At 50.6% G+C, this 20599-nt stretch carries 11 protein-coding genes and 1 pseudogene; all 12 read left to right on the forward strand.

The genetic code is table 11. The annotated features are described in order from the left end of the window. Positions 1-5: 5 nt before the first annotated feature. Entirely contained in the window at positions 6-1844 is a 1839-nt protein-coding gene (locus FFM79_RS09085; RefSeq protein ID WP_137643163.1) for a DUF2207 domain-containing protein, read from the forward strand. 152 nt (positions 1845-1996) lie between these two features. Further along, positions 1997-2821: a Cof-type HAD-IIB family hydrolase gene (locus tag FFM79_RS09090; RefSeq protein ID WP_225424419.1), complete on the forward strand. Its 825-nt coding sequence runs from the start codon at positions 1997-1999 to the stop codon at positions 2819-2821. A gap of 165 nt (positions 2822-2986) precedes the next feature. After that, positions 2987-4609, forward strand: a complete 1623-nt coding sequence (locus FFM79_RS09095; RefSeq protein WP_137643165.1) for an ABC-F family ATP-binding cassette domain-containing protein — start codon at positions 2987-2989, stop codon at positions 4607-4609. Between the two features lie 491 nt (positions 4610-5100). Further along, entirely contained in the window at positions 5101-6300 is a 1200-nt protein-coding gene (locus FFM79_RS09100) for a CPBP family intramembrane glutamic endopeptidase (RefSeq protein ID WP_137643166.1), read from the forward strand. A gap of 1044 nt (positions 6301-7344) precedes the next feature. Beyond that, on the forward strand, positions 7345-7881 hold the full coding sequence (locus tag FFM79_RS09105; protein WP_137643167.1) for a GNAT family N-acetyltransferase: 537 nt from the start codon (positions 7345-7347) through the stop codon (positions 7879-7881). A gap of 193 nt (positions 7882-8074) precedes the next feature. Further along, positions 8075-9580, forward strand: coding sequence for an MFS transporter (locus FFM79_RS09110; protein WP_137643168.1), 1506 nt, complete (start codon positions 8075-8077; stop codon positions 9578-9580). A gap of 81 nt (positions 9581-9661) precedes the next feature. Further along, a complete protein-coding gene (locus FFM79_RS09115) occupies positions 9662-10630 on the forward strand; it encodes a DNA/RNA non-specific endonuclease (protein ID WP_137643169.1) in 969 nt (322 codons plus the stop codon). A 599-nt stretch (positions 10631-11229) separates the two neighbouring features. Next, positions 11230-11559: an ArsR/SmtB family transcription factor gene (locus tag FFM79_RS09120; protein ID WP_137643170.1), complete on the forward strand. Its 330-nt coding sequence runs from the start codon at positions 11230-11232 to the stop codon at positions 11557-11559. Between the two features lie 99 nt (positions 11560-11658). Next, on the forward strand, positions 11659-12210 hold the full coding sequence (locus tag FFM79_RS09125) for a TetR/AcrR family transcriptional regulator (protein WP_225424420.1): 552 nt from the start codon (positions 11659-11661) through the stop codon (positions 12208-12210). A gap of 33 nt (positions 12211-12243) precedes the next feature. Next, positions 12244-16218: pseudogene (locus FFM79_RS09130) on the forward strand (YhgE/Pip family protein). Between the two features lie 194 nt (positions 16219-16412). Beyond that, positions 16413-18164: an ABC transporter ATP-binding protein gene (locus FFM79_RS09135; RefSeq protein ID WP_137643171.1), complete on the forward strand. Its 1752-nt coding sequence runs from the start codon at positions 16413-16415 to the stop codon at positions 18162-18164. Then, positions 18164-19951, forward strand: coding sequence for an ABC transporter ATP-binding protein (locus FFM79_RS09140; protein WP_137643172.1), 1788 nt, complete (start codon positions 18164-18166; stop codon positions 19949-19951). The genes FFM79_RS09135 and FFM79_RS09140 overlap by 1 nt, the downstream gene beginning before the upstream one ends. Positions 19952-20599 lie beyond the last annotated feature (648 nt).

Below are 20599 nucleotides of genomic sequence, written 5' to 3' on the forward strand. Positions count from 1 at the left end.
TTCGGATGCGACAACGAAGAATGCGCTGGTGGGTCGTTTTACTCACGACCATGCTGGGAGTCGTGGCCTTCATTTATGGGCTACAACGACCACTGACGGCGCGCGCCGACTATGAGGTGACGAAGTACCGGGTTAACGTGGCCGTACGAACGGATGGGAGTGCGGACGTCCGTCAAGCGGTGACGTATGATTTTGATGACAGTTATCACGGCGTCTTTAACGTGCAGGACCTGCGGGGGATTAACGGGGCCCAGCTACAGGGCGTTACGACCCGGTTGAACAAGCAGGCGGCCGTGGCTGCGACCGCGCAAACGAATGAACGGGATCAGACTTACCAGGTCACTCAAAATAAGGAGCGGATGCGGGTGAAGGTTTACCGGAGCGTCCAAAGTGGTGATCAACTCACCGTGACTTACCGCTACCGGTTACTCGGCGTGGTGACGAATTACGCAGATACCGCGGAGTTGAATTGGAAAATCATCGGTACTGGCTGGGACGTCGACTTGCAAAACGTCCGGCTTCAAATTCAGTTGCCGGCGCGCTCAATCAAGCAGTTACAGGCGTGGACGCACGGTCCGTTAAGCGGACACACGCAGGTTGACCGTAAGCGGGGACGGGTGACGATGACGCTGGCTGAAAATCCAGAAAACGAGTTTGTTGAGAGCCACCTCCTGTTTCCAACGAGTGTGACGGCCGCTAACCAGAAAACCAGCACTAAGCAACGTAAGGCCGCCGCACAAAAGCAGGAGGCGGCCCTGGTTGCTAAAGCCAACCAAAAACGCAAGCAGCAGCGTGCGGTGAAGCACGGCGTGGTTCTGTTAGCCGTGGCGGTGTGGTTGATACTGGCTGGTTACTACTTGTACAGTATTAAGCGCCGGCCCGTCACCGAATACCAGGCGCCGATTCCGCTAAACCATTCCTTTGACGTGCCACCGGTTAGTCCGGCGGTCGCCGAAGCGCTCTGGTCGGGGAGCGATCCGAACGCCAACGCATTGACCGGCGAATTGCTGGTGGATGCGGCTCAACGCACCGTGGACATTACCGTTGGCCCTGAAAAACGCCGGCCCAACGTTACCTTAACGCGTAATGGTACGTTGACGAATGCGTTTTGGAACCAGTGTTTTGACCAGGTCGGGCGTGACGGGCAGTTTACGCTTAAGCAGTTAAAAACGTTTAGCCTAAAGGATAAAAAGGGGCGGTTACAAAAGGGTTATCACCGCTGGCAAAAAGACGTGATCGCACAAACGACCGGCTACAAGGACGCGGGCAATCAAGCGTTACTGAACCAACTGAAAGTCGCGCCAATTGTGATGTTCTTTACGGGCATCGTGATGGCTGGCCTGGGCTTTTTATGGTCACCGCAAGTGGCCTTGGGGTTAGCAGTGCTCGCGACCAGCGGCTTTTTAGGCTTTGTCGGTTACTACGTTCATCAGCGCAAACGGGTGCACGCGTTGAACGACCGGGGCTTGGCGTTAGTCAATCAAATTAACGGTTTGCAACGAATGCTCAAAGATATTGGCCACTTTAATACGGCCCAAGTGGGCGACTTAGTTTTATGGGAACAGCTCTTGCCTTACGCGGCGGCTTTTGGACTGGCTAAGCAGGTGACCAAGCAGCTAGCCGTGGACTTTGGCGAAGCGGCCCTAGAAACGAACTTCATCGTTTACTACCCGCTCTTTTATGCGAATGCGGTGAACTTCGACCTATCTTCAACGATTAACCACAGTGTGAATAATGCGGTCAGCTCTTCGGGTGCGATGAGTAACACGGCGGGCGGTTCCGGCGGTTTTTCTGGTGGTAGTTCCGGGGGCTTTGGTGGTGGTTCCGGTGGCGGCGCTTTTTAGTCACAGCCGCTTGCTTATTGCCTCATAATTAATAGCCGAAACGTACACCAGCTAACCGACTTTTGGTACCCGTTTGTTTTTCAAACCGCCGAACCTGTCATGACGGAATTGGGGCTTGTACTTCGGCGGACGAACCGGTAACCTTAGGGGGGATGTTTTATACAGAAATGGGTGATCAATCAATGACAATCAAACTAATTGCGACCGACTTGGACGGCACCTTGTTAGATGATCATGGTGATTACGACCGGTCACGGTTTGCGCGCGTGTACGCGGCGTTACGCCAGCAAGGCATTACGTTCGCGGTGGCGAGCGGCCACTTTGCGCGTGAAATTGCGCCACTTTTTGAACAGTATCCGGATATTTGGCTGATTGGGAGCAACGGCGCGGAGCTGGCGAAGGCGACGGGAGAGGTCGCTTTAAAGACCTTTTCAACCCAGACGCTGACGCAAATTCGCCAAGCGCTAGCGGCTTACGACGAGTTGCAAGTTGTTTTATGTAGTGACCAGGCGGTGTATACCACGGAAAATCATAGTCCGCGGATTGCGGCGCGGTTGCGGGAAAGTTACCCGCAACTTAATATGGTGGCGCAGTTGGCGGACGTGACGGCACCAATCATTCGCGTTGACTTACACTGCACACCGGGCCAAACGGCGCAGTGTGCCTACGAATTGAAGCCAAAACTGGCGGGAATTGCAACACCGGTAGCGATGGCGTCCGACATGTTAAGTTTAGTTCAGCCGGGAGTGCACAAGGGGACCGCGTTACGCGCCCTGGGGCACCGGTTAAACGTTAGCCCGGCGGAAATGTTGGCATTTGGGGACGGAACCAACGACCTCGAAATGTTGCACGCGGTTAAGAACGCGGTTGCCGTTCATAATGCGCCGAAAAACGTTCAAGCCAACGCCGCGACCGTCACCGGTACCAACAATGACGGGGGCGTTTTGCGCTATTTGGAACAACATTTTCTAGCTTAGAATTGGCCGATTTTCTGAAAGGGCCGTGGTTTTGATTGCAATTCACCGACGCCGCATGCTAGAATTCAGATATATGAGAAACGACACAGGAGGCTGGGAGCGTGACTCCCGACCTCTTTTATTATCCGCGGAACAGCCGCTGGTCTGAAAAAGAGAGGTATATGAATGCTCACCGTAAATAATGTTAGTATGCAGTTCTCAACTCGCAAACTTTATGAAGATGTTAACCTAAAATTTACGCCGGGAAACTGCTACGGCGTTATTGGCGCGAACGGCGCCGGTAAATCAACGTTCTTGAAAATTTTGGAAGGTCGGCTCCAGCCGACGACCGGGACAATTTCAATGGGCCCGAACGAACGGATGTCCAGTTTAAACCAAAACCACTTTGCCTTTGAAGACGAAGTCGTTTTACAAACGGTTATTCGGGGCCACCAGAAACTTTACGATATTATGGTGGAAAAAGACGCCCTATACGCAAAACCCGATTTTAGCGACGAAGATGGCATTCGCGCTGCGGAACTCGAAGGGGAGTTCGCGGAAATGGACGGCTGGAACGCTGAAGCGGAAGCTGACCAGTTACTACAAAACCTGGGAATCGGCGAAGAGTTGCAACAACTCAAAATGAGTGAACTGACCGAACCGCAAAAGGTGAAGGTGTTACTAGGGCAAGCCCTGTTTGGGAACCCCGACGTCCTATTGTTAGACGAACCGACCAACGGGTTGGATGTTCAGTCCATCAGTTGGTTGGAAGATTTCTTAGCGGACTACGATAACACCGTCATCGTGGTGTCCCATGACCGGCATTTCTTGAACCAGGTCTGCACGCACATGTGTGACGTGGACTTTGGTAAGATCACGCTGTTCGTTGGGAACTACGATTTCTGGATGGAATCGAGTGCCTTAGCAGCTAAGTTACAAGCTAACGCTAACGCGAAAAAGGCCGACCAAATCAAAGAGTTGCAAGAATTCGTGGCTCGTTTTAGTGCCAACGCTTCAAAATCGAAGCAGGCAACTTCACGGAAGAAGCAATTAGAAAAGATTACGCTGGACGATATCAAACCGTCTTCGCGGAAGTATCCGTTTATTAAGTTTACGCCGGAACGGGAAATTGGGAACGATTTGATCCGGGTTGAAAACGTCTCGAAAACCATCGAAGGCGTTAAGATTTTGGATAATATCAGTTTTACGTTGCGACCAAAGGAAAAGACGGCGCTAATTAGCCGCAACGACCTAGCAACGACGACGCTGATGCAAATTATCGCTGGAACCCTGGAACCGGACACTGGTAGTGTGACTTGGGGCCAAACGACGTCGCGGACGTACCTGCCAAAGGATATTAATGAAGCCTACGTAGGTAGTGAATTACCAATCATTGATTGGTTACGTCAGTTTGCGTCGAAGGAGGAAAGTGACAACACCTTCCTCCGCGGTTTCCTCGGAAAAATGTTATTCTCTGGGACCGACGTTGAACGTCCGGTTAACGTGCTTTCCGGGGGCGAAAAGGTTCGCGGGATGCTGTCCAAAATGATGCTTAGTCGGGCGAACGTGCTACTACTAGATGACCCGACGAACCATTTAGATTTGGAATCCATTACGGCGTTGAACGATAGCTTAATTGATTTTCCAAGTGCGATCATTTTCACGTCCCATGACCATGAATTTATCCAAACGATTGCCAACCACATCGTGGAAGTTAGTTCGAAGGGTGTGGTTGACCGGGCGGATACGACGTACGATGAATATTTAGCGCATGAGACGACTCAGCAACGGGTGACGACGCTGTATTAATGTACTAGGATTACTGATAAAAAAGCCTAACACGGGCTACACTCGCTTGATATAAGCGGGTCTATGATATTTGGTGTTGATGGATAAAAGCCATTAACACCAAATTTTTTGTTGCTAAAATAAGTAAGATTACGCTAAATTTAGTAGCAGTTCTGCGGAACCATCTTCATTATTTGAAACTTACTATAATAATCCGTGGAACTCAGTATAAAAACTAGTTTAGCCAGTAGCGGGTGTAACCATGGCTCAACTGCGAAATTATTCTTGGTCGGAAGTGGGGTGCTTCCGACTTAGAATAAGGCTCGAATTTGAGATTGCGGGGTGGGCTTCCCCGTGAGCTCAAATCGATGCCCGCAGTGTTCCAGCCCACCGGTTACACCCGCTGCTGGCGACAATGTCGGTGCCAATTAATACGGAGCCAAACCTATTCATCCCAATCAATCCCCCAAGTCTGGTATGATAAAAGCAGACTAGATTGGGGGATTTTTTGAATGGCGCCAGAAATTGATCGACTTTTTCGAAGATGGTACCTCGGACAACTGCTGGTTTTATGGGGCTTTGCGGCACTCCAGCTTTTTACCGTTGAAAACGGGTTATACTTTCCGGCGGGCGGGATGGTGCTGCTAGTAACCGGCTTATTTGCATGGTGGCCCGCAGTGCAGGAACCGCAAGTGCGTTGGCGGCGGTTACGGCGTTTCAATGATTATTGGCAAACGATTTGGCAAATGATGCTGTTACCGCTATTACTGGCGAACATGGTAATGTGGGTGAGTCAGCACACGCAGCTGGATCAGCAGGGCCTGATTGCGATGGCCTTAGCTTACATGATCATCATGTTTGTGCCGGTCGCCTACGTGGTGCTGCGCAACGTTCAGTCCGTCGTGGGGCGAATTGCGCTCCTGATTTCGGCCGTTTTTAGTGGGGTGGTCGGGGCCCATAGCACCTTTTTAATCGTCCCGCTCCCCGTTCCGGCCGTTTTCTCGATGGTCAGTGATGCCGGCATTTTGGGGGCGGTTGGCTTCGTGGTGACCGTTGGTATCCTGATGCAGGCCTGGAACTTTCGCTGGCCGTCATGGCGACTCAACCGGGCGGCAACGCCCGGACTGCTTAGCTTGATGGTTGCGGTTGGGGTCCTTTTTAGCCTCTGGAATGCTTTTAGTAACGGGGCCTCGTGGGCGACGACTTTCACCCAGTGGCACTTTCACTTGCGGGCGGCGACCTGGAAGATGATGCTCAGTGGCTTAGAACCAGGCATTGCCGAGGAATGGCTTTACCGCTTCGCGGTGTTAAGTTTGCTTCTAACCGCGTTCAAGCAATCCCGTTGGCGCATCGACCTCGCCGTTTGGATCAGTGGGAGCCTGTTTGGTTTGTGGCACGTGACCAACGTGCTAGCGGGGCAGGCCTGGTCCGCGACCGCTGAACAAATGCTGTTTGCCGCGGCGCTCGGTTGGTTTTTAGCCGTCGCTTACCTATATAGCGGCAGTTTGTTATTGCCAATTAGTATTCACGCGGTTTTAGATATTTTAAGTATGATGGCGTCGGGAACGCAGACGATGACGGCCCCCAACGCCTTTGAATGGCAAACGGTCCTGGTCACGGCGCTTTTATTTGGCGGGCTAACGCTCTTCTTCTTAACGGGTCAGCGCCGGCAAGCAATTCAAGCACGTTTACGTCAGCGGGAACCTCAGTAGCTTTTAGAAAACAGACAAGCAACGGCTTTTTGACGATTTTGTTCGGATAAGTAGGCGGTGTTCGAATCATCAACGTCACTAACTAACGGTTTGGGTGATTTATTAAACGCTGAAACTATCCAAAAAAGGGCTTAAAAGCCAGATTGTAACAGGTTTGTAATCTTCGTGTTATCTGCTTGCAACGCCAGCTCGTTATACTAATCGCAGATACGTTAAAATACGTTGTTTTACATAAGCTTTACTAAATGGTTCATAGTTGGGAGCAAGATCGGTCGACTTTTTCAGGACATTTATCGTGGCTAGCGGTAAATGAAAAGTTGCTCAGTTGGGTGGACATTCATTTAGTAGGCACTGCAAACCTCTCGGGATGGGCTGGGTCCATGACGAGGCGCATATTCGCAAGTTGAACTTGCAGACCGATCATGACTAGTGTTGCGGCACTGGTCTTTTTGTTTGCAATCAAATTGTTTTGGGGTACATTGATAGGCGTTGTCTCAATTGGTGTTGAGATTGCCGCCAGCAGCGGGTGTCACCGGGTGGCGAAAACACTGCGGGCATCGATTTGAGCTGACTCAGAAAAACCACTGAGCAATCTCAAATTCGAGCCTTATTCTAAGCTGGAAGAAATCCACTTCCGGCCAAGAATAATTTCGCAGTTGAGCCATGGTTACCCCCGCTACTGGCTAGACTGGTTTTTAGATTGAGTCTCACGGGTCACGCTAGTAAGTCTTAATTAATGAAACTGATTCCGTAGAACGGGTACTAAATTTAACGTAATCTTGCTTGCTATTTCGCTAATCACAACGAACTGATTGAAAATTCAATTGGCAACCTTCTTAGCAGATCAACACCAAATATCATAGACCCCTTTTTTTTATTATTTGGTGCTAACTAATCAGTCTTGGAGTTGTTCAGCTCAGGCTTTAGTGACGCACATCCAGGCGCAACGACCAGCAGCCATCCGCCGTCCCCGGGACAAATCGTTATCGCTCGTTAATAAATTCAGTTATAATCGTTAAGTTAACTAGCAAAGGGGATGAGAATTTGGCAAAATTTGAAACGGAACGCTTGGTATTGCGGCCCGTCAGTCCGGCCGACCACGACGCGTTACGCACGTTGGTCTTTGATCCACAGGTTGTGGCTTACTTACGTTACCGGTTATTAAAGACGGAGGCCGATTTTGAGCAGGCGTTTACCGACCATTTTTTGGCGGATGCCACGACGGTCTTTGCGCTTGAAACGAAGGCTGACCACCAATTCGTTGGCTTTTACGAATTCCACGTTACGGAGACGACCGGCATTTTAACTTACGCACTGTTGCAGTCCGCGTGGGGGCACGGCTACGTTGCCGAGGCTGGTCGCGCCTTGATGGGGTACGCCTTCAATACGTTAGGCTTAACGCACTTGGAAGCCCACTACGCCCACTTGAACCCGAACTCGGGTCGGGTGATGGCTAAAATGGGAATGCGCGAAGCTGGCGAGTTGCACACCAAAACGTTGGACAACGGCCAGGTCGTACACGTCATGAAGTACGTTTTGGATAAAGGGGACTGGAACCGCGCCCAGTCGCAATCCGCTTAGCCCGCGTTTGAAAACCAGTTTAAAATTTACAATTTGCTTAAACGGCAGTTTAACGCCGGTGACGGTCACTTACAGGGTGATTCGTCGCCGGCGTTTTTGGGCTCTTTTTCAGAAAAAACCTTGGCAGATCCCCGTGCTTTAGTGTACCGTAAGTAATGGACGAATTATCTTAGAATAAGCTGGGGGAATGATTGTGTCGAAGAAAGTCATCCTAATCGTGACGATTGCCTTACTATTATCAAACGCCATGAACGGATTAGATAGTACGATTATTAGCACCGCCTTACCGGCCATTATCAGTGACTTGCACGGCTTACAACTGATGGGCTGGATCGTGGCCGTCTTCTTACTTGGGGGCGCGGTGACCACCCCGCTATGGAGTAAACTTGGCGAGCGGATTGGTAATAAGCGGGCTTACCAAATTTCAACCTTCATTTTTGTGATTGGGGCGCTCCTTGAAGGGTTAGCGCCCAGCATGGTCTTCCTAATTGCCGCGCGAACGGTGATGGGAATTGGGAGTGGTGGCATGACCGCCATTCCGTACATTATTTACGCCGAGATTTATCAGGACCCGGTCAAACGGGGCAAGGTTTTCGGCTACGTGACGGCTAGTTTTAGTACTGCCGCCATTATCGGCCCGCTCGTCGGTGGTTTCATCGTCGATCACTTCGGTTGGCACTGGGTGTTTTACATCAACGTCCCCATCGGATTAGCGTCGATCATTGTAATTCAGTGGCTCTACCGGGCGCCGAAAGTTAAGCCGACCGCTAGTCGCGTTGACTATCTCGGCGCCATCTTGTTGAGTAGCGGCTTAGTCAGCTTGCTGGTCGGCATTGAAATGATTGGTCAACTTTCCGGGCTTGCGGTTGGCGCGATCTTTTTACTAGCCGTTGGGTTGTTAGCTGGTTTGGGGCTAGTCGAACGGCGCGCCGCCGACCCAATTATTCCGTTACGACTATTTAAAAACCGCTACCTACTGGCGGCCTTTGGCATGTTCTTTCTCATTTACGGCTTCTTTGTCGGTTTCAACGTCTACGTGCCAATGTGGGCGCAGGGCTTACTGGGCACGACCGCGGTCATTGGGGGCGTCACCCAGATTCCCGGTTCGGTGACCAACTTTTTGGGCGCCCAGTGGAGCGGTAATTTAGAACGGCGCTGGTCCACGCGGGCGGTCGTGATGATCGGCTTTGTTGGCATGCTGATTGCTGCGGGGCTACTCGTCGTTGCCGGTCCGCACACCAGCTACGGTGTCTTGCTGATTGCGAGTGCCTTTCAGGGGTGCGGAATCGGAATTTGCTTCACGGTCTTGCAAGTGAGTGTGCAGCAACAAGCCGACCGCCGCGACGTCCCAATCGCGACCTCGTTTAGCCTGTTGGTGCGGATGCTCGGGCAAACTTTCCTAGCTTCGGTTTACAGTATCGTCTTGAACCACGCGTTACTCACGGGGGTCCGGCACTCTGGGGGCCAAATCACCATGAATATGCTGAACGAACTCAGTGACGCAACCAGTGCCAAACAGTTGCCAATCAAGTTGTTGCCGGCGATGCGAACGATTCTCCATGGTGGCTTGCACCAGATTGTGGCAGTGGCGTTCTTGCTATTATTGCTTGGCCTGGCAATTAACGTCTGGGGCTTCCGTGCGCCCCGGAAACGCACGCACCGAATACAGCGAGCCGGTTTGAAGCACGCCCATAATTAAAGTAGCTTGAAAACATTTGTTCCCCTCTCGGAAATACGGTATGATAGGTAGGTAAGCTAAAGAGATGGGGAGAAATTGAAAATGATGAAATGGATTCGACGCGTCGGGTTAACGTTGGGGATTACGGTGGGACTCGTGCTTGGCGGTTGCCAGGCAAGTGCCCCGAGTCGCGCAACGAGCAGTTCGCAGGCGACGAGCAGTCAAATGACCGACAGTCAAACGACGAGCAGTCAGGTAGCGACGGCCAGCGGGACGACTTTAACCGGCAACCACCAGCAAACCTATCAGCAACTGGCCCAGCTGACTTACCAGTCGGGGCAACCGGCGGCCATTAAAGTGAATAGTGGTAAGAGTACCCTGGCAGCGAGTCAGTGGAAAAATTCGAAAATTGATTACGGCCAGTTGGACCGTTTAAACCGAACGACGACTGATACGGCCTACCTAAGTCGGGCCAACCTTGGCAAGTCGGCGGGGCGTACGGCCCAGAACTGGCAACCGACCGGCTGGCACAACCAGCCCATTAAGGTTAACGGTAAGCGGGTCTACCCGCAAAATCGGGGTCACCTGATTGCCTATACAATTTCATTCAACTTAACGAGTAGTGGTCAGTACCGGTCCGGGGAGGCTGGTAGCCTGGATAACCCGAAAAACTTGGCGACCCAGACGGCGTACTCCAACCAACAGACGATGCAAATTTACGAAGAACAAGTTCGCAACGCCCTAGCCCAGGGGAAAAAGGTGATCTACCAAGTCACGACCGTCTTTCGTGGTAACGAATTGATGCCCCGTGGTTACTGGTCACAAGCCGTTTCAACGGATGGGACCGTCAACTTTAACGTCTACATTTGGAACGTTGAACCGGGCGTGCAGTTTGATTACGCGACTGGCCGGGGACACGCTGACGCGCAGCTCCAAGTCGCCGGTGCCGACCGGGTGACGAGTAGTGCTAATACCAGTTCGAACCGGAATCAGCAGAACTCAACGACTAAGCAAGTTGAACGCGAACTTTATAAGTACGGGACTAAGTTGCTGAAAAAAGCGTTCGATTAAGGCGCTTTCAGGACAGATGCTGAAAAATGTCGGATTCCGCGACAATGTTTAAAAAGCATCGCTCGCAAGGATTCAATTGGGGGTATACTAAGGCCATGAGCGTTACTTAACCGCTGTCGAAGAGGTTTCTCTCATGCAAATCGACAAGTAGCGTTTGCAATCGTGAATCATTGGGTTCCTTCCCAAGTGCCTGTGATTTTCCATATCACCAGACGGCTCCCATCCGTTTGGGTCGATCAATCGTTTGATTGCTGTTTAATTACCCTAAAGGAGGCTGTGGCATAAGTCACAGCCTTTTTGGTGTCTCCTCATATTAATAGCTGAAACGTGCGCCAAAAGTCAGCTGGCTTCGCTTAACCCCGTAAGTCAAACAATCCAAGCCCAGAATTATTCGCCTTACGCCGTTAATGCTCACCAGCTAACCGACTTTTGGCACACTCTTTTTTTGACACCGCAAAAAAATTAAAATTTTGACGCGCCTTGGGGGGCCTGCGGTTACGAACCAACTTTTTCCCAAGGTGGCTTGTAAACGATTTAAAAATGTTTTATGATAGATTCATTCAAATATTAGAATGAAAGAATATAGGGAGGCCGTTAACATGGTTAGTAGTGAAGAAGCGCTTCAAGAATTCCGCGAAACGATTCCGATTTTTGAAGTCTTAGCGGACGAGCGCCGGCAACAGATCATGATTGAGTTGACTAAGCATGCGCACGGTTTGACCGTCGGCGAGTTAACGAAATTAATGCGCATCTCGCAGCCAGCCGTATCCCACCAACTGAAAACGTTAAAGGATCACCACTTTGTTGCGGTTGATCGCCAAGGTACACGTAATTTTTACCACGTGACTTTCGACGAACCCCTGACTAAAGTTGAACATTTAATCCACACGTTGAAGGCGGACTTAGAACTAAAACCGTACTTACACTGAGCACAATGCGCCACCAAAGACGCTGTCCGGGGAGGCAGCGCTTTTTACGGGCGCTATATTCTTCCATTCGAATATAAGAATTAAAGTAAAGGGGTGATTATGATTTCAATTCGTACGGCGTTAGATTTACAGCGGGCGATGTACCAGTTATTGGGACAACGGTCAATTTCTCAAATTACCGTTGAACAGATTTGTACCCGCGCGTTTATCCATCGCAGTAGCTTTTATCGCTACTACACTGACAAGTTTGATTTGTTAGGGCAAATGGTTATGCATGCGCTTGAAGAGTTATTGGCAGCGGAACGTACGGATGCGACCGGATCAGCAATTATCGCTCAGTTCATTGGGGCGCATACCCAGATTTTACGGCACCTGCTCGTGACGAATGCGGAGGGTGACAATATTCGTTGCCAACAAGTCATCAACGATTGTTTTGTGACGTTGGCCCAAACGGAGTCAAGTGACCACGTTTTCGTGACGATTCGAGAGTCGCAACATCCAGATTTAACCGCCTACTTAGTCAGTGGTGCGGTGATGAGCATTGTCCAATGGCTGAACAATAGCGGTCGCGACGGTCAGTCTGCAAGTACCCAGGCGACCATTCAAGCGACGCTAGCGACGATTTTCTCGCTAGAGCAGCATACGGTTTAATTTTTGGTGAAGGAAGGTTTCAGGGCAGTGAAAATGATACGCGACGAATGGAAATCCATTCGTCATAGTAAAATTCTATGGATTTCAGTAGCTGTAATGGTACTGATCCCATTCTTATACAGCGTCTTCTTCTTGACGTCTGTTTGGGACCCGTACGGGGATACGAAGAATTTGCCCGTCGCGGTAGTTAACAATGATAAGCCAGTTAACTATCAAGGCAAGCGGTTTGCCGTGGGCGAGTAGATGGTTACGAACATTAAGAAAAATAAGCAGTTAGATTGGAACATTGTGTCTGAAAAGCAGGCCAAGCATGGCATGGATAATCGGAAATATTACATGGTCGTAACGATTCCAAGTAATTTCTCCAAGCACGCCACGACGGTCACAAGTAAACATCCGCAAAAGATGAAATTACACTATTCGACCAATGCTTCCCTTAACTATATTGGTAAAGTAATTAGTGATACCGGTGCGACTGAATTGAACTCGCAGGTGCGTTCGCAGGTTACTAAGGCGTACGCGTTGGCGATGTTTAAGCAAGTTAAAACGGCGGGAGAAGGGTTCCAAAAAGCCGCGGATGGCGCAACCCAGTTGAAAAACGGGAGCGTGACGTTACAGAGCGGCTTAAAGACCTATACTACCGGCGTGCACACTTTGAATAACGGGGTCATCGAGCTCAATACGAGTGTCGGCCCGTTAGCTTCAGGAGTCGCCCAATTAACTGACGGTTCCGGGCAAGTGACGGCCGGGTTAGGCCAATTAAATGGTAAAACTGGACAACTTGCTAGCGGTGTGAGTCAGTTACAAAATGGTTCCGGTCAGGTTACCACTGGCTTGAACACGTTGAACGGCCAAGTTCCGGTTTTAGCGAGTGCGGTTCAACAACTTTTTAACGGTTCTGGTCAAGTCACAAACGGATTAGTGACGTTGGACGGGCAGGTCCCAGTTTTGGTCAGCGCCGTTCAACAACTGTTCGGTGGATCGCAGCAAGTCACGGCCGGCTTACAAACGGTTCAACAACAAACGCCTACATTAGCAAGTGGCGTTAACAAGCTCGCTAATGGGTCTAGTCAAGTAACGGCTGGGTTAGGCCAATTAAATGACCAAGTGCCAACGCTAACCAGCGCGGCTGGTAAATTGTTTGCTGGCTCAACCCAGTTAGTTGGTGGCATCGATACCTTAAATACTAAGGTGCAACCAATGATCACGAACATGCCGAGGTTGGCGAGTGGCGCAAAGCAGGTTTCCGACGGCTTAGCTAGTTTTAAGCAGCAAACGGCAGCCTTGCCAACGCAGGCCGATCAGTTAGCAACTGGTTCTCAACAATTATCAACCGGGTTAGTGAAATACACTGGCGGCGTTTATCAGGTGGCTGATGGAATTAATCAGCTGAATGCGCGTACTCCGGCATTGACTGATGGTGTTAATAAATTATCAGAAGGTACGACGCAATTGAAAAAAGGCGTTAACGACTACACGGGCGGTGTTCAGCAAGTTAGTGAGCATACGAACGAGCTAAGCCAAGGCGCTAGTGCTTTGCAAAGTAAGACCCAGTCGTTGCCAGCAAGCACTGAAAAGCTTGCACAGGGCTCAGCGGGGATTAACACGTCCGTTGGTCAATTGGCGGATGGTAGTCAGGAATTAACCGACCAATTAGAAAAAATCTACCAAGCAAGTTCCAGCAACGAAACGAAGCAACAAGTTAAAGCCATTGAGACGAGCTTAACGACGTTGGCAACCGACATGGCGACGATGGAGAAGCAGTTAAGTGCGAGTGCCCAGACTAGTGATAACGCGGATCAAATTAACGCGTTAGTTACGGACATTCAGAAGAATGCGGCCACTTTGAGTAGTAGTCAGGCTCAACCGGACGAAACGGCTTTACATCAACAAATTAATGCCAAAATCGATGGCTTAAAGACGTCACAAAACTTAACGGATGATCAAGTTAAGGCGCTTAAAGCAAGTTTAGATAGCGTTCAGGTGACGACAACGGCCGACGATAGTCGAACGCAGGCCACTGCGGCGTTAAAGGCCAACCTGTCGAAACTTCAAACGCTTGCTAAAACGAATGCAAGTACTTCTAATGATATGACGACAACCTTGGCAAAAGATATTACCCAGTTAAAGACCACCACGAGCACCGTGTTACAACAAGTTAACACGATGACGGCTGGCTTGAAGGATTTGGCGGCTGGTTCGCAGGAGCTAACCGACAACTTAACTGAATTGCAGGATGCGACGACTAATTTGTCGGCTGGCTTAACCGGCTTGAATAAGCAGGTGCCAACGCTGGTTTCAGCCATTGATGGTTTATCGAGCGGCTCGACAGCGCTTAATACTGGCGTTCAAGACCTCAACGGGCGGTCAACGCAGCTTACTGCTGGTGTGGCTAGCTTAGATCAAGGCGTCAACGGAACTGAAGACGGCTTAAAAGCCAAAGTACCAGTACTGACGGGGGTTATTAGCCAGTTAGCCGATGGAACGCAATCATTAGTTGGTCAGAACGCTGACAAGCTAACGAGTGGCGCGGATCAGTTACAAGCTGGTACGGCAACCTTTAAGGGTAGCGTTCCGCAGCTGATTTCTGCGGTCGACCTCTTAGCGGCTGGTTCCCAACAAGTAACTAGCGGTGTGACCCAAGTAAACGCTGGCATGCCAGACTTACAACAAGGGATTACCGACTTGCATTCAGGCGCAGTTCAATTAAATGGTGGCTTGAAACAGGTTAATGATGGTGCCGGGAGCTTAGCAAGCGGTGTTAGTCAGTTACAAGCTGGTTCAACCCAAGTGACGGACGGTTTAACTACCTTGAACGTTAAGACTAAGCAACTTATTAGTGGGGTTGACCAATTAGCCGACGGTTCAGGAAAAGTGACGAACGGTTTAGCGACCTTGAATGGTAAGACGGGTCAGCTTGCGACTGGCGTGACCCAATTACGAAATGGTTCTGGTCAAGTCACGAACGGGTTAGGCCAATTAAACGGTAAGACGGGCCAACTAGCTAGTGGCGTTTCCAGACTAGCCGATGGTTCCGGTCAAGTGACGGACGGGTTAACGACCTTAAACGGCCAAGTTCCCGTATTAGTCAGTGGCGTGCAACAACTCTTTAGTGGTTCTAGTCAAGTCACGGATGGTTTGAACACCTTGAACGGCAAAGTGCCAACCTTAGTTTCTGGTGTCCAACAACTCGCCGAAGGGGCCGATCAACTCGACAACAACTCCGGCAAACTCTTAGACGGGACGAAGAAGATCAAGAACGGGAACAAGACCCTTTCGAAATCCCTTCAAAGTGGGGCGGATACCATTAAGGCCACACCACTCAAGTCGTCCAACGCCAAGATGTTTGCGACACCGTCTAAGTTGACGCACTCGAATTACAGTTACGTGCCAAATTACGGGCACGCGTTAGCACCGTACGTCCTTTCATTAGCGCTCTACGTTGGGGCGGTCGTCTTTAACTTCGCCTACCCAATTCGGCGGATTGCGGACGACGACGGGACTGCGACCCAGTGGTTCTGGAGTAAGGTTGCGGTTGGGGCGCCGGTCGCAATCGGGATGGCGATTATTGAATGTATCGCCTTACTGATTGTCGGCCTCGAACCAATCAACATGGCCGGTTACTTCTTGACCGCGATTATGATTGCGTTGGCCTCGATGTTCATCGTCATGTTCTTGTCGATGCTGATGGATAATCCGGGCCGGTTCCTCGCGATGGTGCTGTTGATGCTCCAACTTGGTGGTTCTGGTGGGACCTTCCCAATGGAAATTACCAACCACTTCTTCAACGTTATTCACCCGTACCTCCCATTGACTTACTCGATTCAAGCGTTCCGGCAATCCTTAACTGGTGGCTGGGGCGACGGAATCTTCTGGTCATCGATCGGAGTCTTAGGGCTCTTCATGATTCTTGGTCTCGGATTACTCTGGGGTTCCATGGTCTTCTTGAAGAAGAAAAATCTGCAACAACCTTCGGATGCTGAAATTCAAATGAAGGCAGGAAAATAAGCGTTAACCGCAACCTTTAATTAGGGCGGTTGACGGCGGCGGTTCCGGCGGTCACTTAGGTGGCTGACGGGGCCGCTTTTTGGTTGCGTTCAACCGCGAACAAAATTCACGAGTCGGTGCGAGGGTTGTGGTATGATATGATGTTGTTTCAATTATAATTTAATTAATATTTAATAATTAAAGGGGGTTGCGTCTTGGGCATTTTTTTAAAACTCGGTTGGTACTTTCGCCGGGAATGGAAGCTTTACCTTGCGGGGGTTCTCGGGCTGGTCTTTACCGCCATTATTGGAATCATTCCGCCGCGCGTCATCGGGAACGTCGTTGATGGGATTAATCAACACCGGCTAACGGCGCGCTCACTGGCAATTTACCTTGGTATTTTAGTGGCCGCCGCCGTTGGTCAGTACCTGTCGCGGTACCTGTGGCGCAACGCCATTTGGGGCGGCGCGGCCGGCCTTGAACGGACGCTCCGTGAGCGGCTGTTTTGGCACTTCATGAAAATGGACGCCACCTTTTATCAGAAGTACCGGACCGGTGATTTGATGGCGCACGCCACCAACGACTTAACCGCGATCGAACGGGTCGCCGGTGGTGGGATTTTACAGTTCGCCGATTCAATTATCACCGGGGGAACGACGTTAATTGCGATGATGGCGCTGATTGATTGGCGCTTGACCCTGATTGCGGTCGTACCGTTTCCGCTCCTTGCGGTTGCGTCACGTTACCTCGGCAAAAAGATTCACGTTGCCTTTCGGGCCTCCCAAGCCGCCTTTTCCCGGCTGAATAACAAGGCACAGGAAAGCATTAGCGGAATCAAAGTAATCAAAGCTCTCGGGCAGGAAAAGGCCGACGTTGCGGATTTTAACGATCAAATTGACGAAACCATCAAAATCAACCGGCGGGTCAACTTCTTGGACTCGCTGTTTGATCCGGCGATTACGCTGATCATTGCCGTTTCGTACGCCGCCACGATCATCCTAGGCGGCCTGTACGTCACCCACGGCATTATCACGATTGGGAACCTCGTCTCGTTCGTGACCTACTTGGGCATGATGGTCTGGCCGATGTTTGCGGTTGGGATGCTTTTTAACACGATGGAACGCGGGAACGCTTCCTACGACCGGGTCATGGAACTGCTTAACCAAACGAGCGCCATCGTTGACGCTAAAAAGGGGCTTACAACGCGCCCCCACGGTGATATTGACTATCAAATTAAGCAATTTAATTATCCGAACGACGCCGGCACGAGTCTGGTCGACGTCCACTTTCAGTTGCATGCCGGTCAAACGCTCGGCATCGTTGGCCGGGTCGGTTCCGGTAAATCGACGATTATGCGGTTATTACTCCGCGAATTTGACCAGTACCAGGGGCAAATTCGGTACGGTGGTCACGACATCAAGCAGTATGCGCTTGACCAGTATTTGCCGGCCATCGGCTACGTGCCCCAGGATAGCTTTTTATTTTCAAATACGATTCGCGAAAATATTCGCTTTGCCGACCCGCACGTCAGTCAGGCAACGGTTGAAGCCGTGGCCGCTAAAAGCGACTTGGCCGGGCAAATCGCAAGCATGACGGATGGTTATGATACCCAAGTAGGTGAGCAGGGGATTTCCCTTTCCGGTGGTCAACGGCAACGCTTGGCAATTGCCCGGGCGCTCCTGATCGATCCGGAACTGCTGATCCTAGACGATGCGTTGTCGGCGGTCGATGCCGAAACTGAGGCTGAAATCCTGGCGAACGTAAAGGCTGAGCGGGCCGATAAGACGACGATTATCGCCGCGCACCGGTTAAGTTCGGTCATGAACGCCGACGAAATTATCGTCTTAGACGCCGGCCGGGTGGTTGAGCGTGGGACCCACGCGGACCTAATGGCTCAGCACGGCTGGTACCAGGCGATGTTTGAACGGCAACAACTCGAAACTAAAGTGAAGGGGGCGGTGCACTAATGGCAGCTCGTCAATCCGTATGGGCCCGCAGCATGCCGGTCAAGGAACAATTGAATGTGATCCGGCGGCTCCTGCCGTACGCCAAACCATTTAAGTGGTACTTTTTTGGTGCCATCCTGTTTTCAGGACTCGTGAGCGTCGTCAATATTTACCTTCCCCGGGTGTTACAAACGTACTTAGACCGCTACCTTCGAACTGGCAATGCGACCACGGTAATTATGTGGTACTTTGCCGCCCTTTACTTCTTCGGCATGGTCGTACGGGCGTTATTCCAGTTTAGTCAGAACTACGCCAGCACGATGGGGGCCGAATACATGCTAGAAAACGTTCGCCGTCAGTTATTTGCAAAGCTACACCGGATGGGGATGCGCTACTTCGACCAAGTGCCTGGCGGTTCGATTCTGTCCCGGCTGACGAACGATACCATGTCGTTTTCCAACTTCTGGGCCCTATTTAACACACTATTTACGGCGTTCTTTGCGGTTATAACTTCTTTTATCGCGATGTTGTTAACGGATCAGACTATTTCGCTCTGGCTCCTAATTTTCATGCCGTTTCTAGCAGTGACCATCTGGTATTACCAACGTTATAGCTCGAAGGTGTACCGGCGAATGCGTGAGCGCCTCAGTGAACTGAACACCAAACTGAGTGAAGCAATTACCGGAATCAGCGTCATTCAACAATTCCGGCAGGAGCGGCGGATCAACGGTGAATTTGACCACACCAACGACGCCTACTTCCGCACCCGGCAAGCGATGATTCGGACGAATTCGTTATTACTCAGTCCACTGATCAACCTGTTTTACGCGCTGGGAACCGTTGTTGTCCTGGGCTTCTTTGGAATTCGGGGCTTAGACGGTTACGTTGCGGCCGGGGAAGTGTACGCGTTCATTACGTACTTAAATAACTTTTATAACCCAATGACATCAATGATGGATAATTTATCTGATTTTCAAGACGGGGTGGTGGCCGGTTCGCGGGTGCTGCGGATTATGGATGACCCGACGATTGCGCCGGCCCAACACGCCGACCCAACGGCTAAAATTACCCGCGGGAAGATTGAATTTCGGCACGTGACCTTTGCTTACGATGGCACTCACCCAGTGCTAAACGACGTGTCGTTTGTGGCCGAGCCCGGTCAAACGGTGGCACTAGTTGGTCAAACTGGGAGCGGGAAGACCTCGACGATCAATGTTTTAATGCGCTTCTACGAATTTCAAGCCGGTGAAGTCCTAATTGACGATCGCGATATTCGCGAGTATCCGGCGGCCGAATTACGGCAAAAACTAGGCCTCGTTTTACAGGAGCCGTTTATGTTTTACGGGGACATTAACTCGAACATTCGAATGTTTAACGACCAGATTACGGATGAGCAGGTTCGTGACGCCGCCCGGTTCGTGAAGGCGGACGATTTCATCAACGACCTACCCGAAAATTATCGCTCGCGGGTGATTGAACGCGGGGCTAGTTATTCGTCGGGGCAGCGCCAGTTGATTTCGTTTGCCCGTACGATCGTGACTGACCCCAAGATTTTAATTTTGGATGAAGCCACGGCGAACGTCGATACCGAAACCGAGGAAATGATTCAAACGGGGTTGAACCGCATTCAGCAGAACCGAACCACGATTGCGATTGCGCACCGCCTCTCGACGATTCAAAATGCGGACCTGATCTTAGTGTTACACCAAGGTAAGATCGTGGAGCGCGGGACCAATGCAGAGCTAATGCAGCAGCGGGGTTACTATTACGACATGATTCAGCTTCAAAATTCGGCACACGCCGAGTAGTGTGGTAAGCTAGCCCTAAAGATAGAACGGGGTGAAGCGCATGGGTCGACGGAGGTCGCGGTTCGTAACGGTCGTATTATTAGTTTGGGATTTAATTCGGTGGTGGCGGATGCGCCGCCGCTGTTGCGGTCAGTTGCCAACCAAGATAAAGGTTAAGGTTAAAATTAAATAAGTTGATAGCCGGTCTCATTAGTGTTGGATAACTAGTGGGACCGGCTTTTTGGGCGCGATACCAATTGGTGTTGAGATTTCCGCCAATAGTGGTTGTAACCAGTTGGCTGAAACACTGCGGGCATCGATTGGCTAATTACTTATATTAACTTAAGGGACTTGGAAGCTTGGTTAATTGTTGGGTACCACGATTATAGCCTTTAAGCTAGTCTAGCCCTTCAGGCGCCCCGAAAATGCTCAGTGGTGTCGTTACACTTAGTAAGCGTTGTTGGCTTACTTAGTGTAAGACCGGTGTTTGAGACGTGGGGTGTCGGCTCAAATCCGTGTCCACCACGTTCCAGCATTTGACAAGGGGCGCTTGAAGGGCGGTTTAGGAAGCACAATACTGCCATCGTTAAGGAATAGCTGGTGAAAAAATTCATGGAAGGGCTTGCCTTCGTGTTACTCGAAGCGACTAAAATAAGATTATTGAGTTAA

The organism is Lactiplantibacillus modestisalitolerans, assembly GCF_005405425.1.
Lineage (GTDB): Bacteria > Bacillota > Bacilli > Lactobacillales > Lactobacillaceae > Lactiplantibacillus > Lactiplantibacillus modestisalitolerans.